Source organism: Mesorhizobium sp. WSM3224, assembly GCF_000427725.1.
Taxonomy (GTDB): domain Bacteria; phylum Pseudomonadota; class Alphaproteobacteria; order Rhizobiales; family Rhizobiaceae; genus Mesorhizobium.
In genome coordinates this window covers 23,801-47,618 of record NZ_ATYO01000002.1, presented here as the reverse complement: position 1 = coordinate 47,618, position 23,818 = coordinate 23,801, and the positions used below count along the sequence as shown (strand labels likewise).

Genomic DNA, 23,818 nt, shown 5'->3' with positions numbered 1-23,818 from the left:
CCGTGGGCATGGCGCTGATCGCGCTGGCAACCCTCGGCGTGCGGCTTGGCCGGCGGTTTCCGATACGGCGTGTCTCGGCCGCCTGAGACTCTTCATGCCCTGACAAAGCCGATGAAGTCGTCGGGCGCGGCCCTGCCCATCTCCTCTTCCCAATGCCGACGGCAGAGCGAAACATAGACGTCCTTGCCGATCGCCACCTGCTCGCCCTGTCTGGCCACCTTGCCGTCAGGTCCCAGGCGCACCACCATCGTTGCCTTGCGGCCGCAGCGGCAGATGGTGCGCACCTCGCGCAGGTCGTCGGCGATGGCGAGAAGCGCGCGCGAGCCGGGAAACAGATTACCCTGGAAATCGGTGCGAAGGCCGTAGCACATCACCGGAATGCCTAGACGGTCGGCGATGCGGGCGAGCTGCCAGACCTGCTCTTCCTCGAGGAACTGCGCCTCGTCGACAAAGATGCAATGCACCGCAGCATGCCGGTGATGCTCGGCGACCCTGGCATAGAGATCGTCGCCGCCACGGAACATCTCGGCCTCGGATTCGAGACCGATGCGCGACGAGATCAACCCGCTGTCGCCCTTGCGATAGTGGCCGGCGACGAACAGCATCGTCGACATGCCGCGTTCGCGATAGTTGTACGACGCTTGCAAAAGCATGGTCGTCTTGCCGGCGTTCATCGTCGCGTAGTGGAAGTAAAGCTTGGCCATAGGTGCTTTTAAGCCGACTTGCCGCGGCGCGGGGAGGGGGCACCGGCTTCGTCCACCAAAAACTCCATGTCGTTCAAAAACCTGTCATGTCGCTTAATGGCCAGTGCGCGCCGTTCATCGCGGTGTCGAACCGCTTGAAACAACATCAAAATGGTGTTTGGCTGACGAAACAAGGCGGGCGCAAGAACCGTGACTTCGCTTTGCCTCGGAATTCCAATGGGAGAAAGTTCATGTCGCGTATGAAATCTATCGTCGCAGGCCTCGGCCTCGCGGCGCTTTTGACAACGACCGCCGCCTATGCCGGCGATCCGGCGAGCTGCAAGGCCGTTCGTCTCTCCGACGTCGGCTGGACCGACATCCAGGCCACCACGGGTCTGGCATCGGTTCTGCTCACCGCGCTCGGCTACGAGCCGCAGACGATCCAGCTTTCGGTTCCGGTGACCTATGCGTCGCTGAAGAACAAGGACCTCGACGTCTTCCTCGGCAACTGGATGCCGTCGATGACCAACGACATCAAGGACTATACCGCCGACGGTTCCGTCGAGACGATCAGCACCAACCTGACCGGCGCCGGCTATGGCATCGTGGTGCCGACCTATGTCGCGGACGCCGGCGTCAAGACGCTGACCGATCTCGGCAAGTTCAAGGACAAGTTCGACGGCAAGATCTACGGCATCGAGGCCGGCAACGACGGCAACCGCATCATCCTCGACATGATCAAGAATCCGAAGGACAACCTCGAAGGCTTCGAGCTGGTCGAGTCCTCGGAGGCCGGCATGCTGACGCAGGCCGAGCAGTCGATGAAGAACAATGAGTGGATCGCTTTCCTCGGCTGGACGCCGCATCCGGTGATGGGCGCCATGAAGATCACCTATCTCGACGGCATGGGCGACAGCGGCTTCGGCGCCGCCACCGTCTATACCAATGTGCGCAAGGGCTACACCACCGAATGCCCGAACGCCGGCAAGTTCATCGCCAACCTGAAGTTCAATCTGGATATGGAAGGCCAGATGATGGACGCCATCCTGAAAGGCGGCGATGCCCAGACGGTGGCGACCGACTGGTTGAAGAAGCATCCGGACGCGATCGCGCCCTGGATCGCCGGTGTCACCACCTTTGACGGCGGCGACGCGGCGGCTGCCATCAAGACCGCACTCGGCAGCTGAGCCGGCTTTGAGTCCGGAATAACGATCCGGAAGAGGGCAGCCAGTAGAAAAGGCTGCCCTTTTTCTTAAAGCGCGCTGCGCTTTAAGTCTCTGTTTTTACGCATGTCATTTTCCCAAAACCGCTGCACACTTTTGGGTGACATGCGTTAAGCTGTGAGAAGATGACCGTACGGAAAGTGCGGCGAAGCCAAGAGGGGAAGATGGATCCGATTTCGAAATTCCTGACCGAATACAAAATCCCCATCGGGCCATGGGGCAAGGCCTTCTTCGGCTTCCTGACCGACAATTTCGACACCATTTTCCGGGCGTTTTCAAACGGGCTGAATTTCCTCCTCGACGGTGCGGTGGACCTGCTGCTGATGGTGCCGCCCGTGCTTTTGGTGCTGGTCATCGCGATCGTCGCCTGGCTGTTGCAGCGTTCGCGGCCGCTCGCTATCGGCGTCTTCCTCGGCCTGATCTTCATCATCAACCAGAACCTGTGGAAGCAGACGGTGCAGACACTGGTGTTGGTCGTTGCCGCGGCTGCCATGGCCATGGCGATCGGCGTGCCGCTCGGCATCTGGGCCGCGCACAAGCCGAAGGTCTACCGCATCATGCTGCCGGTGCTCGACCTGATGCAGACGCTGCCGACCTTCGTCTACCTGATCCCGGTGCTCACGCTGTTCGGGCTCGGCAACGCGCCTGGCCTCATCGTCACCATCATCTTCGTCATCCCGACCGCCGTGCGGCTCACCCATCTCGGCGTGGTTTCGGTGCCCAAGGCAATCGTCGAAGCGGGTGAGGCGTTTGGCGCCACCAAGCGCCAGCTTCTGTGGAAAGTGGAGCTGCCCTCGGCGCTGCCGACCATCATGGCGGGCCTGACGCAATCGATCATGCTGTCGCTGTCGATGGTGGTGTTCGCTGCCCTTATCGGCGCCGGCGGCCTCGGCACGGAAATCAACCGCGCGCTCGGCTCGCGCCGCATCGATCTCGGGCTCGAGGCCGGCCTGGCAATCGTCGTGCTCGCCATCGTGCTCGACCGCATGACCCGCATCGGCGTTGGAGGCAAGAAATGACCGTCGCGGTTGATTTCAAGAACGTAGACATCGTCTTCGGCGCCGATCAGGCAGGTTCGCTGGCGATGATCGACAAGGGCGCCACGCGTGCCGAGATCCTTGAAAAGACCGGCAACGTGCTGGGCTGCGCCGGCGCCAGCCTCACCGTCCACGAGGGCGAGATCTCGGTGCTGATGGGCCTGTCCGGCTCCGGCAAGTCGACGCTGCTCAGGGCGGTCAACCGGCTGAACGTGGTGTCGCGCGGCCAGGTGCTGGTCAAGGATGGCGACCGCACCGTCGATGTCGTCACTTGCGACGAGGCGACCTTGCGGCGGCTGCGGCAGAAACAGGTGGCCATGGTGTTCCAGCAGTTCGGCCTCTTGCCCTGGCGCACGGTCGAGGAAAATGTCGGCTTCGGCCTCGAGCTTGCCGGCGTGCCGGAGGCCGAGCGCAAGGCGCGCGTGCAGAAACAGCTGCAGCTTGTCCATCTCGACCAGTGGTCGAAGAAATATGCCCATGAGCTTTCCGGCGGCATGCAGCAGCGCGTCGGTCTCGCCCGGGCCTTCGCCACCGAGGCGCCGATCCTGCTGATGGACGAGCCGTTCTCGGCGCTCGACCCACTGATCCGCACCAAACTGCAGGACGAATTGCTGCAGCTTCAGGCCGAGTTGAAGAAGACCATCATCTTCGTCAGCCATGATCTCGAGGAGGCGCTGAAGATCGGCACCCACATCACGATCATGGAAGGCGGGCGCATCGTGCAGACCGGCGCGCCGGAGGACATCGTGCTCAAGCCCGCCAACGACTATGTCCGCGACTTCATCGCCAATGTGAATCCGCTCTCGGTGCTGACGGCCTGGAACGTCATGCGCGACCGCCGCGACCTCGAACATGGCACCGACGGTTGGGTTTGGCTCGACCGGCGCAAGACGACGCGCTTCAAGATCGACGAGCACGGGCTGGTGGCGGCGGCCGAACGCGACGGCAAGCCGGCGGTGTGGGTTTCCTGCGCCGACGTAGAAACCCAACCGGAGGAGACCTCGCAGGTCTTCTGGGCCAATCCCGGCACCTCGCTTAAAACGGTGATGTTCGCCATGCACCGCTCGCAGACTGCCCCGGTGGCGCTGTTCGATGAAGGCTCGCGCTTCGTCGGTGCGATCGGTATCCGCGACGTGCTGAGCGCGGTGCTGAGGCGATAGGACTTTTCGCAGGCGCTCAATCCGAGGTCCGGGCGTTCCGCCTACGGCTTGTTTTTCGCTTCCGTCGAGCGCAGAGTCCCTATGTTGCGTGCCCATGCCATGCGCCGAGGGGGTGATGCCGACGTCGCGCACAGGGGTTCCAGGCGCGATTGCGCTGTCGATTTTCGCCGGGGTCTCGCTTGGAAGCGGCGCGGCGTTTTCCCAAAGTTTTGTCATCGGCAATGGCGTCGTTGCTGGCCAGCAGACGATGACCGGGGCCGGCGACGCCGGGGTCGTGGACCCAAACGGAGCGATCGAAACATTCGGCGCCGGCGTCGATGCCGTGCGGATGTTCAATTCGGGCCAGCGGCTCACCAATTACGGGTTGATTGCAACGCTGGGCGGCGGTGCCGCCAATGTGCATTCGCAAGGCAGCGACGCTACCATCCTCAACAGCGGAGCCATTCTGGCGATAGGCGATGGCTCCATCGGCATTTTGTCAGAGGGTGGCAATGCGCACATCCTCAATAACGGCGTGATCGAAGCGCTTGGCGTCGCCACGTACGGCATCATCAGCGATGCCCCGGGCGGGCGCGTGGACAACCATGGCTTTATCGGCGTTTCCGGCACGGCCGCCGCCGGCATCATCGGCGATGGGCCAGACCTGGCGATAGACAACAGCGGCTCGATCGAGGCCTATGGGACTGCTGCCGCCGGGATCATCTGGCAGAACGATAGCCTTCGGGTTGACAATTCGGGGTCGATCACGGTGGCGGGGCTGGCTTCCGTCGGTATCGGCGCCAGCGGCAATGACATCGCCATCGCCAACAGCGGCACGGTCGAGGTCTTCGGGACAGCCTCGACAGGCATCGGCACACTGCTCGGCAACGCGACGATAACCAATTCCGGTTCGGTGATCGTGGAGGGTTTGGCTGCGGTGGGCATTGCCGCCCAGGGCAGCAACTCCGTCATCACCAATTCCGGCCGCGTCTTCAGCGACCAGAGCGCGGCGATCTATTTCGGCGCGCCCGGCGCGACGCTGAATCTTCTGGGCGGGACGGCCGTCCAGGGACCGATCGTCTTTTCCGGCGGCGGCAACACCGTGACCTTCGGTCCCGCACTGAATGCCGTCATGAGTTTTTCAGGAAGCGGCTTGCCGCAAACCGTCCTGACCGGCGGCAGGCCGTTCGTGACGAGCGGCGACAGCGTGGCGGTGGTCGATATCACCGGATTTGCGAGCAGCGGCCCACTGGTCGAAGACCTTGTCGACGGCATAGCCGGCGTCGCCGAGGCGCGCATGTCCGCCCCAGGCGACCCCATGCTTTCGAAGCATAACGGTCCGGACGCCTGGATCTCCACCTTCGGCGGGATACGCGCCCAGGGCGGCTCCGGCGCATCGGCCGGATTCAGCGAGGCGCTGGGCGGCGTCGTCGCCGGCGCCGAAAGGCGCTCGGGCGACGGGTTCCTGGGTGGCGTGCTGCTGGGAGGTGCCGCCGGATCGACCGAGGTCGACGACGATGCGCAGGAGATCGTCCATCGCAGCGTGTTTGCGGGCGGCTATCTCGGCTATGACGCAGGCGCGCATTTTGCCGAGGCGACATTCATTGCCGGCGTGCTACAGGAGCGCAGCCGCCGCCTTGTCGCGAACAATTTGGTGCTCAATGGTGTCGAGACGGCGCGCGCCGATTTCAACAGCGTATTCCTTAGCCCGTCTTTCACGCTCGGCACGCGGCTGCCGGTCTCGGCGGGCACGCTGATACCGAGCGTGAGGCTGCGCTACATCGGTCTGTTCATCAATGACTATGCGGAGACCGGTTCGAACGGCGATCTCGCGGTCTCGCGGCGTGATGTCAACGTCTTCGAGGCGCGTGGCCAGCTCGCGCTGGCCCTGGCGCCCGTCAGCACGCAAAGCCAGACCTGGCAAACCACGCTCCGAGCCGGGATCGACGCGATAGCGCAGGACAGCGACGACCTGTCGGCGACGCTTCTTGGTCAGGACATCTCTTTTGCCGCCGGCGGCAAAAAAGTGGTGTTGCGCGGCTTTGCCGGCGCGGACATCGCGGCGGAGGTGGGCGCCGGCATGACGCTCAATGCCGGCTTCGAGGCCGGCTACGGAAGCGACAACGCCTTCACTGTCCGCGGCCAGGCTCGTCTCAGCAAGGCCTTCTGAACGAGCTGCTCGACACACCCCTGCGCCACATTTGAAGGCGGGCACTTCGTGGCTGCGGGTAAGGCTGTCTACGGGTCTATATTTTTTTCGAAATCCATTCCGATTCCGACGGTTCGTGCGATAAGATATTGCCGCGACCGCGCGGAGGGCGCCCGGCGGCGATGCAGCGGGGTATATGGCGAATGATCTTCCGTCAGCTTTTCGATTCCGTCTCGGGCACCTATTCCTATTTGCTCGCCAGCCGGCGCGGCGGCGAGGCGCTGATCATCGACCCGGTGCTGGAGAAGGTCGACCGCTATCTGCAATTGGTCAATGAGCTCGACCTGAGGCTGGTCAAGGCGGTGGACACGCATCTTCACGCCGACCACATCACCGGCCTCGGCGCGTTGCGCGACAGGACGCATTGCGTGACCGTGATGGGTGAGCAGACCAAGGCCGACGTGGTGTCGATGCGGCTTGCCGACGGCGACAAGCTTGGCATCGAAGGGCTGGCGCTCGACGTCATCTACACGCCCGGCCATACCGACGATTCCTACAGCTTCATCCTGCCCGACCGTGTCTTCACCGGCGACACGCTGCTCATCCGCGGCACCGGCCGCACTGACTTCCAGAACGGCGATCCGCGCCAGCAATATGAATCGATCTTCGGCCGCCTGCTCAAGCTGCCCGACGAGACGCTGATCTTCCCGGCGCATGACTACAAGGGCGAGACCGTGTCGACGATCGGCGAGGAAAAGGCCTTCAACCCGCGCCTGCAGGTGAAGTCGGTCGACGAGTATGTGAACATCATGAACAATCTCAATCTGTCCAACCCGAAGATGATGGATGTGGCCGTGCCGGCGAATATGCGGGTCGGGCTGCACCAGGACGACATCGCCAGCCGCGGTTGGGCGGTGAGCGCCGAGCAGGCGCTGGCGCTGGTCGGGCGGCCCGACGTGGCGCTGATCGACCTGCGCGAGCAGACCGAACGCGAACGCCACGGCGTCATCCCCGGCGCGATCCATCTGCCCTATGCGCGGCTGCAGGAAAACATCGCCGCCGGCGGCATGCTGCATGAGCTGGCGACGTCGACGAGCAAGCAGCTCCTGTTCTATTGCGCCTTCGGCGAGCGTTCGGCGATGGCGGTGCAAGCGGCGCAGGATGTCGGGATATCGAGCGCCCGCCACATCCAGGGCGGCATCGATGCGTGGCGGAAGGCCAGCGGCCCGCTCGTGCATTAGCGGCTGGACTTAATTCAGCCCAATCAGCTTTGCGCCGTTCCGGAACAGCGCCTCGCCATCCCGGTCGAAGCGGAACGTGGCGATGAAATCGTCGGCGCGATAGTTCGGCAACGTGTTGCGGATCGCGGCGGCGAAGCTTCGCGCCTCATCCGGCCGGCCGGCCAGCGCGAGGCAGTGTGCGGCGATCGCCAGGATGATGACATGGGCATTTGGGCGTGCTGCGGCCTTAAGCGCCCATTCGGCGGCCGCTTCGAATTCGCCGAGGCGGGCATGCGCCATGGCGCGCGCGCCCATCATGCCGAACAGCAGCGGATCGAAGGGGCTCAGATGGCGCGAATGATCGGACGAACCGATCGCCGATTGCGGGTCGCCCGACTGCGAATGGACGAAGGACAGGGCGTAGTGACCGAGCGCGAAATTAGGGCTGAGGTCGACGGCGCTCGTCAGCTCCAGCAGCGAGCCGTCCTGTTCGCCGCGCAGCCATAGCGCGCGTCCCATCGCCCAGTGGGCGGCCGGGTTGCGGTCGTCGACAAGCAGGCTCTGGCCGGCGCTTTCAAAGGCGAGCGCGGTCTCGCGGTCGCGGTCGCCCCAACGCTGGAAGGCGCTTTGCCAATGAGTGAAGGAAAGGCCGGCATAGGCGCGGGCGAAGGTAGGATCGAGCTTCAACGCTTCGTTGAAGAAGTGCTGTGCTAGTTCATTCTCCTGGCGCGTGAAGCGGTACATATGCCAGAGACCGCGATGATAGGCCTCCCAGGCGCTCAGCGAATTGGGCGCCTTCAGCATGGCGCGGTTGCGCTCGACCGTCGTGATCTCGGCAGCGATGGATGAGACAATGTTGTTGCCGATATCCTCGATGACCACGAAGATCTCGTCGGGCTTGTGCTCGAAGGTCTCGGTCCAGACGATCCTGGCCGTGCGCACCTCGATGAGCTCGACCGAGACGACAACGCGGCCCAGGAGGCTGCGGACCGAGCCTGTCGCCACATAGTCGACATTCAGCCTGCGCCCAGCGTCCTCCGGCGCGATGTTCTTCTCAGCCAACGCAAAGACCGAGCCGCGGGCGATGACGAAGAAGTCACGGAGCTTGGCAAGCCGCGTGATGATGTCGTGCGTGAGGCCGTCGGCCAGCCCGCCGCGGGGACCGCCGGCACTTGCGTTCTCCACAAACGGCATCACCGCAAGCGAAGCCCGGCGCGTTGCCGCTGGTTCGGATTCGATCGCCGCGATTGGCGGTTGCGCGGCCGGGAAAGCCGACCCGGATCGGGCACATGGCGTTGCGGTGTTGCGGGCTCGTATCTCGTGCCATGCCTCGCGCAGCGGAGCGAAATCCAGCTCCTCTGCGTGAAACAGCTCGGCCGCGGCGGCAAGATGTTCCTCGCCGGCGCCAATCTGTCCGCGCCGCGCGAGATTTTCCAGCAGCGCCACATGCGCCCGCCCGTCGAAGGGCGCGAGCTCCAGCCATTTGTCGATGTAGGCGGCGGCCTCCTCGGCCTCCGGCGGGAGGAGGCCGATAATGTGCTCCAGAACGGCGACGTGACATGACGAGAAACGGCGGCGCTGCGCTGTCAGCCAATTGCTGAAAACCGGGCTGCGGTCGAGTTCCAGCCCGTCGAGGAAGTCGCCGGCGAAAAGCTCTGAAAGTGCCCGCAACTGCTCGATACCCAGGCTGTCGATGCCTTCCGCCACTGCGGCCGCGGCCTCCACGGCGTCGACGCTCATGTCGGCAAAGCGGAGCGCCACCGTGTCGCTGTCGGTGACGACCCGACGCAGATCCGGGCCGTCAAGCGCGCTGCGAAGCTTGCTCAGGCACCAGCGAAGCTCGCCGCGCGGATCGTTGGGCACATCCCACAAAAGCTCGCACAGGCGGCTGCGGCCGACCGGGTGCGGCGCGAGCGCCAGATAGGCCAGCAGGGCGCGCAGCTTGCGCGAGGAAGGCAACTTAACAGATGTGCCGTCGCGCACGATCGTCAGTTTCCCGAGCAAACGCACGGAGAGTACGCCGGCGGTGTCGTTCCGGCACGATCGGGTGGATTCCACGTATGTTTCCACGCTTTCTCCAACGCTGGCCAGTTGGTCCATATTCTATCACCAAAGACGACAGGAGGCAGCCGGCAGCCCCATTCCATGTCGGAACGCCGCCGTTGCCGCATTTGCGGCAGGTCACGCAACACCTATCGCGGCAAAGTGTCGAAACAGCGCCGCCCAAGCCGCCGGCCTGTAACCGGCGTGTGAGCACGTCAAGGAGCAAAGCCATGTTGCATCAGTTGAAGATCAGAACCACCGCCGGGCGCGGCCGGCTGTTCGACAGCATTCTCGACACGGTCGGCGACACGCCCGTCATCCGCATCAACAATCTCGGCCCGGGCCATGCGACGATCTATGTGAAGGCCGAATTCTTCAATCCGGCTGCGTCGGTGAAGGACCGGCTGGCGCTCAACATCATCGAGGAAGGCGAGCGCAGCGGCAAATTGAAGCCCGGCCAGACGGTGGTCGAGGCGACGAGCGGCAATACCGGCATCGGCCTTGCCATGGTCTGCGCGCAGAAAGGTTACCCGCTGGTGGTGACGATGGCCGACAGCTTCTCCGTCGAGCGCCGCAAGCTGATGCGCATGCTTGGCGCCAAGGTGGTGCTGACGCCGCGCGCGCAGAAGGGTTTCGGCATGTACATGAAGGCGGTCGAGCTTGCCGAAGCCAATGGCTGGTTCCTGGCCCGCCAGTTCGAGACCGAGGCCAATGCCGCCATTCATGAGGCGACCACAGGCCGCGAGATCATCAACGATTTCGCCGGTTCGAGGCTCGATGTGCTGGTCACCGGCTACGGCACGGGGGGCACGGTTGTGGGCGTCGGCCGCGTGCTGCGTCGCGAGCGGCCGGAGGTCAAGATCGTACTGGCCGAGCCGGCCAACGCCCAATTGATCGGCAGCGGCAAGGCACAGGAGCGCGGCGCCGGCGGCGCGCCGGCCGCCAGCCATCCGGCTTTCGAGCCGCACCCGATCCAGGGCTGGACGCCGGACTTCATCCCCAACGTGCTGCAGGAGGCGATCGACCAGCGCTACTATGACGAGGTGGTGCCGATCCCCGGTCCGGAAGGCATCAAATGGGCCAAGGCGCTGGCGCAGCAGGAAGGCATCTTCACCGGCATCTCCGGCGGCGCCACCTTCGCCGTCGCCCGCCAGATCGCCGGCAAGGCTCCCGCCGGGTCGGTGATCCTGTGCATGCTGCCCGACACGGGCGAGCGCTACATGTCGACGCCGCTCTTCGACGGTATCGAGGCCGACATGGACGCCGGGGAAACGGCGCTGTCGCGCTCGACGCCGAGCTGTCAGTTCGAAGCTTGACGAGAAGAACCGCGACGCCGCCTGGCATGGCTGCGTCGCTCTTTTTGCGCGTGGGGCGGCCATGCGTCGGCGGAGAGACCGGATGGATACACTTCAGGAAGCGACGGCCGCGGACGAAACGCTCGATCCGCCGAATTGGGCCGAGGTCGGAGCGCTCTCGCACCGGATAGTCGACGACGCCATATCCTATCTCAAGGATGTGCGCGACCGCCCGGTCTGGCGCGAGATGCCCGCCGAGGTGCGGTCATTCTTCAGCGCACCATTGCCGCGATCGCCGGCGCCGGCGGCTGACGTCTATGAGGACGTCGCCAGCAACGTCATGCCTTACCCGATGGGCAACATCCATCCGCGTTTCTGGTCCTGGTACATGGGGTCCAGCAATTTCACCGGTGCGCTCGGCGATTTCCTGGCGGCGATCCAGGGCTCCAATCTCGGCGGCGGCAACCATGCCGCCGGCTTGATGGACAGCCAGGTCGTCAACTGGTGCAAGGAAATGGTCGGCTTCCCGGCCTCGGCCAGCGGCACGCTGGTCAGCGGCGGTTCGATGGCCAACATCATCGGGCTGACCGTGGCGCGTAACGTCAAGGCCGGCGTCGACGTGCGCGAGCGTGGCGTCGGCGCCATCGCCAAGCCGCTGCGCTACTATGCCTCGGACCAGGTCCATTCCTGCCATCGCAAGGGCATGGAGGTGCTGGGCCTCGGCAATCGGGCGTTGCGGCGGATTCCTACCGACGCCGGATTGTGCATCGATATCGCCGCGCTCCAGGCGGCAATCGCGGAGGATCGCGAGGCGGGGTTCAAGCCGGCCTGCGTGATCGGCACTGCCGGCACCGTCAACACCGGCGCCGTCGACGATCTTCAGGCACTGGCAAGAGTGGCGGCCGAAGAAGACCTCTGGTTCCATGTCGATGGCTGCATCGGCGCGCTGATCGCGATCGCCCCCGAAAACCGATCGCTCGTTGCAGGCATCGAGCAGGCGGATTCGATCGCGCTCGATCCGCACAAATGGCTGCACGCGCCATTCGAAGCCGGTTGCGCGCTGGTGCGGGACGCATCCTCGCACCGCAACACGTTTGCCGTCACGCCGGAATATCTGGAATCAGCGCCGCGCGGCCTGGCGTCCGGAGAGTGGCTGCACGATTACGGACTGCAGACGTCACGCGGCTTCCGGGCGCTGAAGATCTGGATGGCGCTGAAGGAGCACGGCGTCGAGAAGTTCGGCCGGCTGATCGACCAGAACATCGCCCAGGCCCATTACCTGACCCGGCTGATCGAGGCGGAGCCGGCGCTTGAGCTGATGGCCCCAACCACCATCAACATCGTCAGCTTCCGCCACCGGCTGGACGGCGCATCCGAGGAGCGTCTTAAGGCGTTCAACACGGAGATCATGCTCAGGCTGCAGGAGGATGGCATCGCGGCGCTTTCCGACACCACGGTGCAAGGCCGGCATTGCCTGAGGGTGGCGATCGCCAATCACCGAACCCGACGCGACGATCTCGACCTGCTGGTGCGCGAGATGCTTCGGCTGGGACGGGAGGCTGCCGCGACATCTATGTGAAACGCGGGCTAAGTGTACCTTCAATCAGCCTGCAGCGCGGCGCCTGGCAGATAGAGCATGATCGGCCGGATCTCGTAGACGGCGCTGGGATTGACGCGCTTCAAGTCGCGCGCCGCCGCGATCGCCTCGTCCTGGTTCGCGCAGTCGAGGACATAAAGGCCGAGCAACTGTTCCTTGGTCTCGGCGAAGGGACCGTCGATGACCATGCCGTCGCCCGGACCGCGCAGCGTCACGGCATCGGCCGTCGCGCCGAGCCTGGCCGCCGGCCCGAGCTTGCCCGCGCGCGTCAGCCTGTCGTTGACCTCGAGCAGGTCTTTCATCAACGCGGCATCCTCATCGGGCGTCCAGGACTGGACGGCCTCTTCGACGTGATAGGCAAGGACAGCGTAGAACATGGTGTGGTTTCCTCATGCCGAGACGGGCGGCACTATCACAAGGAAGAGCCGGCCGATCCAGTAGCGTAGTGAGATCAGGCAGCCGCCTGCTGACTCAACTTGCCACGGGCAGCCGCAGTTCGGTGAGCAGGCCGCCGCCGGGGTAATTGGAAAGATCGACCTCGCCGCCGGCGCCGCGGGCAATGTTGCGGGCGATGGTGAGGCCGAGGCCGAGGCCGCCGGTCGTGCGGTTGCGCGATTCCTCCAGTCGCACGAAGGAGCCGAACACCGCGTCCAGTTTCGCCTGCGGGATGCCCGGGCCCTCGTCGCGGATCGAAAGCGTGATCGTGTCGCCCGATCGCCGCACGCCGAGATGCGCCTTCTTGCCGTAGGTCACCGCGTTCTGGATGAGATTGGTGACACAGCGGCGCAGCGCCACCGGCCGCGCAACGCAGATCAGGCCGCGCGAAGGGACCGCGTCTTCGTCGAAGGACGCGCCGTCGAAGGAGTCCGCGACCGATTCCACCAGCGACCAGAAATCGATCCGCTCGGCCTTTTCCTCGGTCACCTCGAATTTGGCGAAGTCGATGACCGAGCTGGCGATGCTTTCGATGTCGGCGAGGTCGTGCGCAAGCGCCTCGCGCGCCGGCGACCTGCGTAGAAGTTCGAGGCGCAGGCGCATCCTGGTCAGCGGCGTGCGCAGATCGTGCGCCAGCGCGGCCGCAAGGTGCTCGCGGTCCTCGACATAATCGCGCAGCCGCATCTGCATGGCGTTGATCGCCTTTGCCGCGGCGCGGATCTCGCGGCTGCCGCTTTCGGCGATCGGCGGGCTCTTCAAGTCGTTGCCGATGCGCTTGACCGCCGTTTCCATCATCCGGTAAGGCGCGGTCAGCCGGCGCAGCGACCAGATCGACATGACGACGACCAGCCCGGCAATCAGCGAGTAGAGCGGCAGGCTGTCGAGGCTCAGAATCGGCCCCGGCGGCGTGATCGGCTCGGTGAAATTCAGCCACTGTCCGTCCGCGAAGCGCAGCGACGCGGTCAGCTTGTCGCTCTGGGCAAAATCGGCTGCCAGAACCAACAGGTCGCGCTCGACCTGGCCGACATCCCTGTTCACCGCCTGGCCGTCCGGGACATCGGCCTCCTGGGTGGCCGGATCGCGTCGCACGCGCGCGTCGGTGACGCCGAACTTCGACAGGCGGCCGACCAGGATGTCCTCCAACTCGGCCAGCTGGTCGTCGCTGGCGATCGAAGAGGTAACGGCGGGCGTGTCCGAAACCGTCAGCGCATAGGTCGAGTTGAACAAACCGGACGCGGTCGCCTTGCGCTCTTCGGGCGCGGCGTCATGCATCAGTTGCACGAGCGAATAGGCGCGGTCGTTCAACCGGTAGAGATCGACCACGCTGTTGGCGGCGGCGCGGTCACGCGCGACGATGTAGAGCGTCGCGACCTGGCTGATCATGAGGCCGGCAATGACGATGAGCAGCACCCAGACAGGCAGGGTCTGCGGCAGGAAGCGTCTCATTCGGACGTCGTCTCGGGCAGGAACTGGTAGCCGCCGCTGCGTACGGTCAGGATCAGTTTCGGCGTCTTCGGATCGTCTTCCATCTTGCGGCGCAGGCGGCTGACCAGAATGTCGACGCTGCGGTCGAAGCTGTAGCCGGAGTCGCCGCCGGAAAGCTCGATCAGCTGCTCGCGGGTAAGCACGCGTTGCGCGCTCTTGACGAAGGTCTGCAGCAGGTTGAACTCCGCCATCGTCAGTTCCACCCGGACATCGTCGGGCGCAGTCAGGCGGCGCCGCGCGAAATCCATGGTCCAGCCGGCAAAGCGGTAGATCTGCCTGGCTGTGGGGCGACGCGGCTCGGCGCTGCCGTTGCGTCGCAGCACGGCGCGGATGCGGGCCAGAAGCTCGCGTGGATCGAAGGGCTTGGGGACATAGTCGTCGGCGCCCATTTCGAGGCCCACCACGCGGTCGGTCGTTTCGGTGACCGCGGTCAGCATGATGATCGGCGTGGCGTAGTTGGCGCGGATCTCGCGGCAAAGCTCGAGTCCGCTTCTGCCGGGCAGCATTACGTCGAGAATTATCAGGTCCACCGGCGTGCGGCGCAGGACCGCTTCCATCTCGGTGCCGTCGCCGGCCACCGTCGTGCGCAGCCCGCGCTTCTGGAAGAACTCCTGCAGCAGGTCACGTATGCCCTTGTCGTCGTCGACGATCAGTATGTGTGCGTCTGATTTCACTCGAAACCTATGATCCTGTTGCCTGGCATCCCTTTGCCGATCCACCCACACGATAGAATTCGGGCCACATGTTGGCCAGTGGCCGCGATCGTCACGCGAACCCGATCCCCCAGAAACAATCCAGAAACAAAATTCTACAGTCGGGAAAAACTGGTGAAAAGTTTCAAGGGCATAACTGATGCCGTGGCGGTCAGGTCATCGGCTGCGACGCGAGTTTCCGGAGTTACGGACAAGACCAATGCAGAGGTTCTGGATCAGCGTGACGGGTGCTTTGCTCAGCATATCGCTCGTCACGGCAGCGGCCGGCGCCTCCACCGCAAAGGTCGCGCCGCTCACCCGGAGCGAGCGCTGCACTAATCTGAGCCGTCAAGTTGACGAAGCCCTCGAAACCCATGCCGCGGCAACGCAGGTCACCGCGGCGAAAGCACTGCAAAGAAAGGGAATCCGGTTCTGCGCCAACAAGAAGCAGGCACAGGGAATCCGGATGCTCGCAAATGCTTTGAAGCTGCTTGGAGTGACACCGGTCGATCCCGCTCAGTGACGCTCATCCAGACCTGCAAGAAAAGGAAATGAAGCCATGAAGAAGTCCATCCTCTCCGCCCTCGGCCTCGGTGTTGCTCTCGCTTTCGCGATGCCGGCTCTCGGCAACGCCGCCGCCACGACGACCGCTGCCCCGGCTGCTTCGACCGCGACCACCACGGCTGTTCCGGCCGACAGCACCGCGAAGCCGGTGAAGAAAGTCGCCAAGAAGACCGTCAAGAAGCACAAGAAGGCTGCCACGAAGAAGGTCGTCAAGAAGACCGACAAGAAGGACGCTCCGAAGACCTGATCCAGGTTTCGGCATCATCTTGCAAAGCCGCTCCAGCCATTTCGGCCGGAGCGGCTTACGCGTGACAGAAGCCTCCCAGCCGGCAGCTTCCGCCGCGCCTGTTGCAGCCCTTAACCCGATCGCAATGCCGGTGCTGTAGGACAATCCGCATGAAGAAGCGGTTTTCGTCCCTGATGCGCTCGCTGACCATCGGTGGCGTGATCGCCACCGCGGCGGCGCGATCGTTGATCATTTTTACCGCAAGCCCTGTTCCGGATCCCGCCAGCGGCCGGACCGAGCCCGAGCTCTTCGCGCCGGCGATCTCATCGAGTTTCGACTATATCACCCCGGCGCAATCCTGGGTCCTGATCGTGCTGACCGGCATAACGCTGATCGGCTTTGCCGGCTGGATATTCTTTGCGTTCATGGAACGCGGCTCGGGCATCGATGGCGGCTCCATCCCGGGCAAACCGGGAACCGCGATGCGCCGTCCGGTCGGACGCCAGGGCCGTTGACCCGCCGGCGGCGCTTCCCCACATAAGGTCGATCGTCCAATCCGTCGCCAGCCGCGCGGAGGGTTGGACGTGTGTTTTCCCGCGTGACAAAGTGAGAGCGAGAACCCAGTTGCTCGCTACTGGATACGATGCCCGAAACCGTTATCAAACCCCGCGTCAAGACGCAGCCGAAGACCGAGCGTCCGAAGCTCTACAAGGTCATTCTGGTCAACGACGATTTCACGCCGCGCGAGTTCGTGGTGACCGTGCTCAAAGGCGAATTCAAACTGAGCGAGGATCAGGCGCACCGCGTGATGATCACGGCGCATACGCGCGGCGTGTGCGTCGTCGCGGTGTTTACGCGCGACATCGCCGAGACCAAGGCCACGCGGGCGACGGATGCCGGCAAGGCCAAGGGCTATCCGCTGCTGTTCACGACAGAGCCGGAAGAGTAGGGGTTTTTCCTTCTCCCCTTGTGGGAGAAGGTGTCGCCGAAGGCGACGGATGAGGGGTGTTCCAGGGAACGCCAACGTCTCACTCCGCTGGAACACCCCTCATCCGTCTCGGCGCTATCGCGCCGATCCACCTTCTCCCACAAGGGGAGAAGGAGAAGAGCCGCGTCTACCGCCCTTCGCGATACCACATCGAGCCGATGGCGAGCAGCAGCAGGCCGAGGCCGAGGAAGCCGCCGAACAGGGGCACGCGCGATACGGCCTTGAGCGCGCTGTCGTCGGTGGTGCGCAGACCGATCCAGTCATCGCCCGCAGCGGCCGCCGAAGAGCGGATCGGCACGATCGACGGCAAGGTGACGCCGCCGGCGAGATTGCCGAGCGTCGATGACGGAGCCAGCCGCCGCACGCTGCCGCCGGTCGCCTCGGCAGGCGCCTTCAGCCTATCCACGGTTGAGATCACGTCCGAGAATTCCGGCGCGTTGATCGGGCCGACATGGGCAAGCGCGGTAAGGTCGCCATTGCCGATCTGGTAAAGGCCGATCTCACTGGTCTGCAGGCTACCGGTAAAAATACCAGGCTCGGATTTTTCGAGCTTCACCGTCACCGTTTTGCCCGAGGGCGTGATCACCTGGGCCGGGCCAGGGTCGTCGCTCATCGTCTGACGGCGGATTTCAAGCATCATGCCGCGGCCGTCGGCGGTCAGCCGTTCCTCTTCCAGTTCCGGCTCCTTCATCAGCCAGTGGGCGATGCGGCGGTAGAGCTGCACATGCGGGCCGCCGCCTTCGAAGCCGCGCGCCCACAGCCAGCCCTGGTCGGATAAGAGCATGCCGACACGGCCTTCGCCCTTGCGGTCGAGCAGCAGCAGGGGGCGGTCGTCGGCGCCCTTCATCACCACTTCGCCTTCCGGATTCTTGACGCCGATGGTGCGGAACCAGCGGCTCCAATGCGGGGGGTCGCTCGCCGAGCCATCGAGCCCGCGCGTCACCGGATGACGCTGGCCGAGATCCGTCAGTCGCGGATAAAAGGCCTTGTCCACCACCTCGCCGGTCGGCATTGCCGGCAGCGCGCTGTTCAACGGCGTGCGCGCGATCGAGTTTTCGCCCGCATATTCGGGACCGGCGGCAATCAGCAGCGCGCCGCCCTTTTCGACATATTCGGAGATGTAGTCGTAATAGAGGATCGGCAGCACGTCGCGGTGCTGGTAGCGGTCGAAGATGATCAGGTCGAAATCCTTGATCTTCTCGACGAACAGCTCACGCGTCGGGAAGGCGATCAGCGACAACTCGTTGATCGGCGTGCCGTCCTGCTTTTCCGGCGGACGCAGAATGGTGAAGTGGACGAGATCGACCGACGCATCCGACTTCAAAAGGTTGCGCCAGGTGCGCTCGCCGGCATGCGGCTCGCCGGAAACCAAGAGCACGCGCAGGTTCTCGCGGATGCCGTCGACCAGCGCAATCGCCCGGTTGTTGGCGTCGGTCAGTTCGCCCGGCTCGCGGTCGATGCCGAGCTGGACGATGTTGCGGCCGGCATTGGGGATGGTGACTGAGAGTTTCATCGGCTGGCCGACGGTCGCGTGCTCGACCGAGACCTGCTCGCCATTGACCGAGACGCGCACATCCACCGGAGCGCCATTGCCTTCCGTCGAAATGACGCGGTAGGTCATGTCGAGCGGCTTGCCGACGAGGCCGAAGCGCGGCGCGTTCTCGAAGCGGATGCGGCGGTCCTTCTCATGCTCGTTGCCGGTGATCAGCGCATGCAGCGGCGCGTTGAACTCCGGCGTTCCGGCAGGCGCATCATGCACCTCGCCGTCGGTGATCATGATCGCGCCGCCGATGCGCGACGGCGGCACGTCGCGGAAGGTACCCTCCAGCGCGCTGAACAGCCTGGTTTCGGTGCGCTCGTCGGCGGCTTCGGACTTGCCGGCCTCGACGACGCGGACATCGAACTGCTTGAAGCGGGCAAGACGCTGCTGCAACCCGGCCAGCGCCTCGTCGGTCTGCTTGGTACGGTCGCCGATCTCCTGGCTCTGGCTGCGGTCGACGACAAGGGCGACGACGCTCTTCAGCGCGTCGCGCTCCTCGGCGAGGAAGACAGGGTTGAGCAATGCCGCGGCAAGCGCGAGCAGTGCGACGAAGCGCAGCGCCGAGCCGCGCTGGCGGAACCACAGGCCGACCAGCGCCAGCAGCAGCAACGGCACGAAGAGCAGGCCGAAGAGCGGCCAGGAGACGAGCGGTTCGAAAGAGATCGACCAGTTCATGACCTATTGCCCCAGCCGTTCGAGCAGCACGGGCACATGCACCTGGTCGGATTTGTAGTTGCCGGTCAGCATGTACATCATGATGTTGACGCCGGCGCGCAGCGCATAGACGCGCTGCATCGGGTCCGGCGGCACGGTCGGCAGCATCGGATCGCCGTTCTCGTCGACCGCCCAGGCGCCGGCGAAATCATTGGCGGTGATCATGATCGGCGAGACGCCGTCGCCGGTGCGCACGGGGCGGTTCTCGGTGTTGCTGGCGTCGAGCGAGGCCTCGACCCATAGCGGGCTGCCGTTGAAGCGGCCGGGGAACTCCGGAAGGATGAAGAAGGATTTGGTCAGCACATGGTCAGACGGCACGGGCTCCAGCGGCGGCACGTTGAGATTGCCGAGGATGTCGCGCAGCCGCTCGGTCGCCGGGCTTGCCGAGCCGGCGCCGATGCCGTTTGAAAACTGGTCGCGTGTGTCGAAGAGCACCGTGCCGCCCTGCTGCATGTAGGCGTCGATGCGGGCGATCGCCGCCTGGCTGGGCATAGGCGCCGATGCATCGATCGGCCAATAAATCAGGGGGAAGAAGGATAACTCATCCTTGGCGATGTCGACGCCGGCCGGGGGGCCGGGCTCGAGCGCGGTCTTCTCGATCAGGAAACGCGTCAGGCCTTCGAGGCCGGCGCGGCTGATCGAATCGACGCCGGGCTCTCCGGTGATCACATAGGCCATGCGGGTCTTCGAAATATCCTCGATCGCCTGCGCGTCGCCGGGCTTCGAATCGTCGGCGCGGGCAAGATCGGCATGTCCGACGAGACCGCCCAGCACGACCAGAACGGCTGCGGCGGCCGCCGCCGCGTTACGCCGCGGCCGGCGCGTCAGCAGGCCGCCCATCCAGAACACGGCTAGGGTGTCGAGCACCATCAACAGCAGCGCGATGGCGACCAGCGGACCCTTAAGGTTCTCCGATTCGTCGAAGGCGTAGGGAATGGCTGTGACCGGCAGCGAAACCTGCGGGCGCGCCAGCGGCGCGAACGTGCTCGAAGCGTTGAGAAGATTATGCGCGAAGACGCCGGTCTCCGAACCGTAAAGACCGGGCGGGTTTTCCAGCGTCACCGGCAGCGGGCCGGAGCCGGGCACCAGCGGCCGCGCATCGGGCGAAGGCGGCGTCAGCATGCCGTCGGCGCCGATCATCCGGTAGGGCGCGAGCGACGCGGCGGTGGCTTCGGCATTGGCGATCGCGGCGCCCTGGTTGCGCGACAATTGCACGACGCGCCTCAGCATCTCGACGAAGCTGCCGGAGATCGGCAGGTTCGACCATGTCGCCTCGGGCGTGACATGGAAGAGCACCAGCGTGCCCTTGTCCTTCTTCATGCCCGTCACCAGCGGCGTGCCGTCGGCAAGCGTGGCCCAGGTGCGCTCGACGATGTCGGGCGTCGGCTCGGCCAGAACCTGCCGGCTCACCGTCACCTCGGAGGGCGGGGAAAGATCGGCGAACGGACCATTCTTCGGGAATTCGGTGACCGCCTGCGGCGTCGTCCATGACAGCGCACCGCCCAGCGCGCGTTCGCCGCTGCGCAGCCTGACGGGCAGGAGGTCATCGTCATTGCCGGCGGCGGCAAGGCGCGGGCCGGCAAAACGCACCAGCGTGCCGCCCTTGTCGACCCAGTCGACCAGCCGCTGCTTGACCTGCTGCGGGATGGTGCCGACATCGGCCATGACGATCATCGCCGGCTTCTGGTCGAGAAGCTGCGGGATGGCGTCGGCGAGGTCGGCGCTCGACGGCTCGACCAGATCGGCAAAGGGCTGCAGGGCGCGGCGGATGTAATAGAGCGGCGACAGAAGCGGCTGCGCCTGGTCGGCCTCGGCCTGCGACAGAAGGCCGACGCGCCGCCGTTTCGAGCTCTCGTCGAGCACGCGCACGGCGCCGGCCTGATGCTCGCCGTCGAGCGCGATCGAGGCGAAGTCGTTGCGCAGCTCGAACGGGACCGCCATCGTGGCCGTGGCGGTGGCTTCGCCCGGCGCGAAGGTCAGCGTCGCATCGGCGATGCGGCGGCCCTTGTCGTCGAAGGCGCCCGCGGTGACCTGCGCCGGCGCCGGATCGCCCGGCGCGCGAATGGCGGTCAGCGCGAAGCCGTCGACCTGGTTGTCGGCGCCGATCAGGCCGGTCACCGAAGGCCGGTCGGATGTGGCCCAGACCAGCCGCGTCGCGTTCTTTTCGAGCAGCGTCTTGAAAGCGGCGTCGTCGCCTTTGGCGGCAAGCCCATCGGCCAGCACCGCGACGCTTGCGCCCGGCAGGCGCTCCAAGGCGGCGGCGACGCGGGCGTAGACGGCTGGACGATCCGTGGGGACCGGCCGCGGCTTGGCGGCGCGCAGGTGATCGAGCGCGGCCGAAGCATCGAAAGGACCGATCTCGGCATTGGACTTCTCGGCGGTGAAGGCGATCACCACTGGCACGCCGTTGGAGCCGGCATCGGCGATCAGCCGCTCGGCGGTGGCGACGCGCTTGCTCCAGTCGGCGGCACTCGCCCAGCCATTGTCGATGACAAGCGCCAAGGCGGCACCTTCCGCCGGCAGTTTCTCGCGCGGATTGAAGACCGGCTCGGCCAGCGCCATCACGACTAGCGCCGCCATCAGCAACCGAAGCAAGGTCAGCCACCAGGGGCTTTGCTGCGGGGTTTCTTCGCGCCTAAGGACCCGGGCGAGGATTCTGAGCGGCGGGAAAACCTCCGTTTGCGGTCTGGGCGGGGTGAGCCGCAGCAGCCACCAGATCACCGGCAGCGCCAGAAGGCCCCACAGCACCACGGGTGCTCCGAAGGAAAGCGGCAGCCAGCTCATGCGACCGCCTTTCCAAGATTGGTGCCGTCGGCGGTCATCGCCAAGTGGACGCCCACCAGCGCCTCGGAGGCGAGACGGTCGGTGTGGTTGACGGTGTAGCTCCAGCCGAGACGCTTGCACCAGGCGGCCAGTTCCTCGCGGCGGGCGCGGTAAAGCAGGCGATATTCCTCGGCCAGCGTCTCGGCGCGCCCGGCGGTCAGCTTGTCGCCGGTCTCCGGATCGGTGAACTCGGTGCGGCCGGCATAGGGGAAGGTTTCCTCGGCCGGGTCGGCCACCTCGATCAGATGGGCGCGCACGCCGTGGCGGGCGAGCACGTCGAGCCAGGCCGTGGTTTCCTCGACCGGATCGAGGAAGTCGCTGACGAGCACGATGTCGCAGAAGCGTCGAATGGCAGACAGGTCGGGCTTGGCCGGCAACGCGGCGGCATGGCTGAGCTGGGCGGCGATGCGCTCGGCGCCGTTGCGGGCCGTAAACGGGTCGGCCAGGCCCGGCCAGGCGATGCGCTCGCCGCTGCGCGACAAAAGCTCCGCCAAGGCGAGCGACAGCACCAGCGCGCGCGATTCCTTGGAAACGGCGGCGCCCGCCGATTTGTAGAGCATGGAAGGCGATGGATCGGCCCAGAGCCAGACGGTGTGCGCGGCTTCCCATTCGCGGTCGCGTACATAGATATGGTCGTCCCTAGCCGAGCGGCGCCAATCGATGCGCGAGGAATCGCCTTCGACATAGGGCCGGAACTGCCAGAAATTCTCGCCGATGCCGCGCTTGCGGCGGCCGTGCCAGCCCGCGATCACCGTGTTGACGATGCGGCGCGCCTCGACCAGCAGGTCCGGCACCAGTGAAGCCCGCAATCGGCCACGGGCGAGCGCGTCGCGCGTCGCAACCGGTGCCTGGACCTCGCCTATTCGACCCATCAGATGCCTTTTGCCAGTTTCGCCACCACGTCACGCACCGAAGTGCCTTCGGCGCGGGCGGCGAAAGTCAGCGCCATGCGATGCTGCAGCACCGGTTCGGCCAAGGCGCGAACATCGTCGACCGAGGGCGCCAACCTGCCATCATATAGGGCGCGCGCGCGAGCGCACAGGGTCAACGCCTGGCTGGCGCGCGGGCCCGGCCCCCAGGCGACATGCTTGTCGGTCTCGGCATTGCCCTGGCCCGGCCTGGCCGATCGCACCAGCTTGAGGATGGCCTCGACGACGCTTTCCGGCACCGGCATGCGGCGGATCAGCGTCTGGATTTCCCTCAATCTGGCCGGCTGCAGCATGTTATCGGCCCTGGCCTCGTCGACGCCGGTGGTTTCAAGCAGGATGCGGCGCTCGGCCTCGATTTCCGGGTAAAGGATGTCGACCTGCATCAGGAAACGGTCGAGCTGAGCCTCGGGGAGGGGATAGGTGCCTTCCTGCTCCAGCGGGTTCTGCGTCGCCAGCACATGGAAAGGCGAGGGCAGGTCGTGGCGAACACCGGCGATGGTCACGTGATATTCCTGCATCGCCTGCAACAGCGCCGATTGCGTGCGCGGCGAGGCGCGGTTGATCTCGTCGGCCATCAGCAATTGCGTGAAGATCGGACCGGAAATGAAGCGGAAGGAACGCTTGCCGAACTCGTCCTGCTCCATCACTTCCGAGCCAAGGATATCTGACGGCATGAGATCAGGAGTGAACTGGACGCGGCGCGAATCAAGGCCGAGCACGATGCCCAGCGTCTCGACCAGCTTGGTCTTGGCAAGGCCCGGCACGCCGACCAGCAGCGCATGGCCGCCCGCCAGCAGCGCCACGAGCGTGCGCTCGACGACCGCTTCCTGGCCGAAGATCACCCGGCCGACCGCGTCGCGGACCCTGGAGATGTCGGCAAGCGCCTTTTCGGCTTCCTCGATCATCGCTTTTTCGCTGATCGGGCTTTCCTTGATCATCACGCTCATGCCGTTCGATCCTTGTGGTTGGAAATACCGGCCTGCATTCTCAATGTCGCAGGATGCCGCGATTCGGCTTCGCCTGCCGCCTGCATTCG

General features: G+C 65.1%; 20 protein-coding genes. 11 read left to right on the top strand and 9 right to left on the bottom strand.

The genetic code is table 11. From position 1 onward, the window contains the following. Positions 1–92 precede the first annotated feature (92 nt). On the bottom strand, positions 93–704 hold the full coding sequence (locus YU3_RS0103840) for a thymidine kinase (RefSeq protein WP_027165005.1): 612 nt from the start codon (positions 702–704) through the stop codon (positions 93–95). Between the two features lie 230 nt (positions 705–934). On the opposite strand from YU3_RS0103840, the gene YU3_RS0103835 reads away from it, so the two are divergent. The 5 genes from YU3_RS0103835 (at position 935) to YU3_RS0103815 (ending at position 7,472) form a co-directional block, all read left to right on the top strand. Beyond that, on the top strand, positions 935–1,870 hold the full coding sequence (locus YU3_RS0103835; protein ID WP_027165004.1) for a choline ABC transporter substrate-binding protein: 936 nt from the start codon (positions 935–937) through the stop codon (positions 1,868–1,870). A gap of 200 nt (positions 1,871–2,070) precedes the next feature. Next, on the top strand, positions 2,071–2,925 hold the full coding sequence (choW, locus tag YU3_RS0103830; protein ID WP_027165003.1) for a choline ABC transporter permease subunit: 855 nt from the start codon (positions 2,071–2,073) through the stop codon (positions 2,923–2,925). Further along, complete coding sequence (choV, locus tag YU3_RS0103825) at positions 2,922–4,103, top strand: choline ABC transporter ATP-binding protein (RefSeq protein ID WP_027165002.1); 1,182 nt, start codon at positions 2,922–2,924, stop codon at positions 4,101–4,103. The genes choW and choV overlap by 4 nt, the downstream gene beginning before the upstream one ends. Before the next feature lie 115 nt (positions 4,104–4,218). Next, entirely contained in the window at positions 4,219–6,252 is a 2,034-nt protein-coding gene (locus YU3_RS0103820) for an autotransporter outer membrane beta-barrel domain-containing protein (RefSeq protein ID WP_027165001.1), read from the top strand. A gap of 182 nt (positions 6,253–6,434) precedes the next feature. After that, positions 6,435–7,472, top strand: coding sequence for an MBL fold metallo-hydrolase (locus YU3_RS0103815; RefSeq protein WP_027165000.1), 1,038 nt, complete (start codon positions 6,435–6,437; stop codon positions 7,470–7,472). A 9-nt stretch (positions 7,473–7,481) separates the two neighbouring features. Here the strand turns inward: YU3_RS0103815 and YU3_RS0103810 are convergent, their stop codons facing one another. Beyond that, positions 7,482–9,551 (bottom strand): BTAD domain-containing putative transcriptional regulator, encoded by a 2,070-nt coding sequence (locus YU3_RS0103810; RefSeq protein ID WP_084507907.1) that lies wholly within the window; start codon positions 9,549–9,551, stop codon positions 7,482–7,484. Between the two features lie 173 nt (positions 9,552–9,724). On the opposite strand from YU3_RS0103810, the gene YU3_RS0103805 reads away from it, so the two are divergent. Both YU3_RS0103805 and YU3_RS0103800 read left to right on the top strand, forming a co-directional pair. Continuing rightward, entirely contained in the window at positions 9,725–10,810 is a 1,086-nt protein-coding gene (locus tag YU3_RS0103805; protein ID WP_027164998.1) for a pyridoxal-phosphate dependent enzyme, read from the top strand. Between the two features lie 82 nt (positions 10,811–10,892). Then, the gene (locus YU3_RS0103800; protein WP_027164997.1) at positions 10,893–12,368 is read left to right on the top strand and encodes a pyridoxal-dependent decarboxylase; all 1,476 of its coding nucleotides are present in this window, start codon (positions 10,893–10,895) and stop codon (positions 12,366–12,368) included. A gap of 20 nt (positions 12,369–12,388) precedes the next feature. Here YU3_RS0103800 and YU3_RS0103795 read toward each other — a convergent pair whose 3' ends face one another. The 3 genes from YU3_RS0103795 to YU3_RS0103785 all read right to left on the bottom strand — a co-directional run bounded on the left by YU3_RS0103795 (position 12,389) and on the right by YU3_RS0103785 (position 14,980). Further along, positions 12,389–12,763, bottom strand: a complete 375-nt coding sequence (locus tag YU3_RS0103795) for a YciI family protein (protein WP_027164996.1) — start codon at positions 12,761–12,763, stop codon at positions 12,389–12,391. A 94-nt stretch (positions 12,764–12,857) separates the two neighbouring features. Beyond that, positions 12,858–14,267 (bottom strand): ATP-binding protein, encoded by a 1,410-nt coding sequence (locus YU3_RS0103790; protein WP_027164995.1) that lies wholly within the window; start codon positions 14,265–14,267, stop codon positions 12,858–12,860. Next, positions 14,264–14,980 (bottom strand): response regulator transcription factor, encoded by a 717-nt coding sequence (locus YU3_RS0103785; protein WP_027164994.1) that lies wholly within the window; start codon positions 14,978–14,980, stop codon positions 14,264–14,266. Before YU3_RS0103785 ends, YU3_RS0103790 begins: the two co-directional genes overlap by 4 nt. Positions 14,981–15,218: 238 nt before the next feature. Between YU3_RS0103785 and YU3_RS0103780 the strand changes: the two genes are divergently transcribed. The 4 genes from YU3_RS0103780 (at position 15,219) to clpS (ending at position 16,737) form a co-directional block, all read left to right on the top strand. After that, the gene (locus YU3_RS0103780; protein WP_027164993.1) at positions 15,219–15,521 is read left to right on the top strand and encodes a hypothetical protein; all 303 of its coding nucleotides are present in this window, start codon (positions 15,219–15,221) and stop codon (positions 15,519–15,521) included. A 36-nt stretch (positions 15,522–15,557) separates the two neighbouring features. Beyond that, a complete protein-coding gene (locus YU3_RS0103775) occupies positions 15,558–15,809 on the top strand; it encodes a hypothetical protein (RefSeq protein WP_027164992.1) in 252 nt (83 codons plus the stop codon). 149 nt (positions 15,810–15,958) lie between these two features. Continuing rightward, the gene (locus YU3_RS0103770; protein ID WP_036257863.1) at positions 15,959–16,303 is read left to right on the top strand and encodes a hypothetical protein; all 345 of its coding nucleotides are present in this window, start codon (positions 15,959–15,961) and stop codon (positions 16,301–16,303) included. 128 nt (positions 16,304–16,431) lie between these two features. Beyond that, positions 16,432–16,737, top strand: a complete 306-nt coding sequence (gene clpS, locus YU3_RS0103765; protein WP_027164990.1) for an ATP-dependent Clp protease adapter ClpS — start codon at positions 16,432–16,434, stop codon at positions 16,735–16,737. A gap of 166 nt (positions 16,738–16,903) precedes the next feature. Here the strand turns inward: clpS and YU3_RS0103760 are convergent, their stop codons facing one another. Genes YU3_RS0103760 through YU3_RS0103745 form a run of 4 tightly spaced genes read right to left on the bottom strand, consistent with a single transcriptional unit; the run spans position 16,904 to position 23,729 of the window. Beyond that, positions 16,904–18,991, bottom strand: coding sequence for a membrane protein (locus YU3_RS0103760; protein ID WP_027164989.1), 2,088 nt, complete (start codon positions 18,989–18,991; stop codon positions 16,904–16,906). Positions 18,992–18,994: 3 nt separating this feature from the next. Further along, on the bottom strand, positions 18,995–21,814 hold the full coding sequence (locus tag YU3_RS0103755) for a DUF4159 domain-containing protein (protein WP_027164988.1): 2,820 nt from the start codon (positions 21,812–21,814) through the stop codon (positions 18,995–18,997). Then, complete coding sequence (locus YU3_RS0103750) at positions 21,811–22,725, bottom strand: DUF58 domain-containing protein (protein WP_027164987.1); 915 nt, start codon at positions 22,723–22,725, stop codon at positions 21,811–21,813. Before YU3_RS0103750 ends, YU3_RS0103755 begins: the two co-directional genes overlap by 4 nt. After that, on the bottom strand, positions 22,725–23,729 hold the full coding sequence (locus YU3_RS0103745) for a MoxR family ATPase (RefSeq protein WP_027164986.1): 1,005 nt from the start codon (positions 23,727–23,729) through the stop codon (positions 22,725–22,727). The genes YU3_RS0103750 and YU3_RS0103745 overlap by 1 nt, the downstream gene beginning before the upstream one ends. Between the last annotated feature and the right edge of the window lie 89 nt (positions 23,730–23,818).

Coding starts and splice junctions, on each gene's coding strand:
- YU3_RS0103840 (WP_027165005.1), bottom strand. CDS start 704: ATGGCCAAGCTTTACTTCCACTACGCGACGATGAACGCCGGCAAGACG.
- YU3_RS0103835 (WP_027165004.1), top strand. CDS start 935: ATGTCGCGTATGAAATCTATCGTCGCAGGCCTCGGCCTCGCGGCGCTT.
- choW (WP_027165003.1), top strand. CDS start 2,071: ATGGATCCGATTTCGAAATTCCTGACCGAATACAAAATCCCCATCGGG.
- choV (WP_027165002.1), top strand. CDS start 2,922: ATGACCGTCGCGGTTGATTTCAAGAACGTAGACATCGTCTTCGGCGCC.
- YU3_RS0103820 (WP_027165001.1), top strand. CDS start 4,219: ATGCCGACGTCGCGCACAGGGGTTCCAGGCGCGATTGCGCTGTCGATT.
- YU3_RS0103815 (WP_027165000.1), top strand. CDS start 6,435: ATGATCTTCCGTCAGCTTTTCGATTCCGTCTCGGGCACCTATTCCTAT.
- YU3_RS0103810 (WP_084507907.1), bottom strand. CDS start 9,551: ATGGACCAACTGGCCAGCGTTGGAGAAAGCGTGGAAACATACGTGGAA.
- YU3_RS0103805 (WP_027164998.1), top strand. CDS start 9,725: ATGTTGCATCAGTTGAAGATCAGAACCACCGCCGGGCGCGGCCGGCTG.
- YU3_RS0103800 (WP_027164997.1), top strand. CDS start 10,893: ATGGATACACTTCAGGAAGCGACGGCCGCGGACGAAACGCTCGATCCG.
- YU3_RS0103795 (WP_027164996.1), bottom strand. CDS start 12,763: ATGTTCTACGCTGTCCTTGCCTATCACGTCGAAGAGGCCGTCCAGTCC.
- YU3_RS0103790 (WP_027164995.1), bottom strand. CDS start 14,267: ATGAGACGCTTCCTGCCGCAGACCCTGCCTGTCTGGGTGCTGCTCATC.
- YU3_RS0103780 (WP_027164993.1), top strand. CDS start 15,219: ATGCAGAGGTTCTGGATCAGCGTGACGGGTGCTTTGCTCAGCATATCG.
- YU3_RS0103775 (WP_027164992.1), top strand. CDS start 15,558: ATGAAGAAGTCCATCCTCTCCGCCCTCGGCCTCGGTGTTGCTCTCGCT.
- YU3_RS0103770 (WP_036257863.1), top strand. CDS start 15,959: ATGAAGAAGCGGTTTTCGTCCCTGATGCGCTCGCTGACCATCGGTGGC.
- clpS (WP_027164990.1), top strand. CDS start 16,432: ATGCCCGAAACCGTTATCAAACCCCGCGTCAAGACGCAGCCGAAGACC.
- YU3_RS0103760 (WP_027164989.1), bottom strand. CDS start 18,991: ATGAACTGGTCGATCTCTTTCGAACCGCTCGTCTCCTGGCCGCTCTTC.
- YU3_RS0103755 (WP_027164988.1), bottom strand. CDS start 21,814: ATGAGCTGGCTGCCGCTTTCCTTCGGAGCACCCGTGGTGCTGTGGGGC.
- YU3_RS0103750 (WP_027164987.1), bottom strand. CDS start 22,725: ATGGGTCGAATAGGCGAGGTCCAGGCACCGGTTGCGACGCGCGACGCG.
- YU3_RS0103745 (WP_027164986.1), bottom strand. CDS start 23,729: ATGAGCGTGATGATCAAGGAAAGCCCGATCAGCGAAAAAGCGATGATC.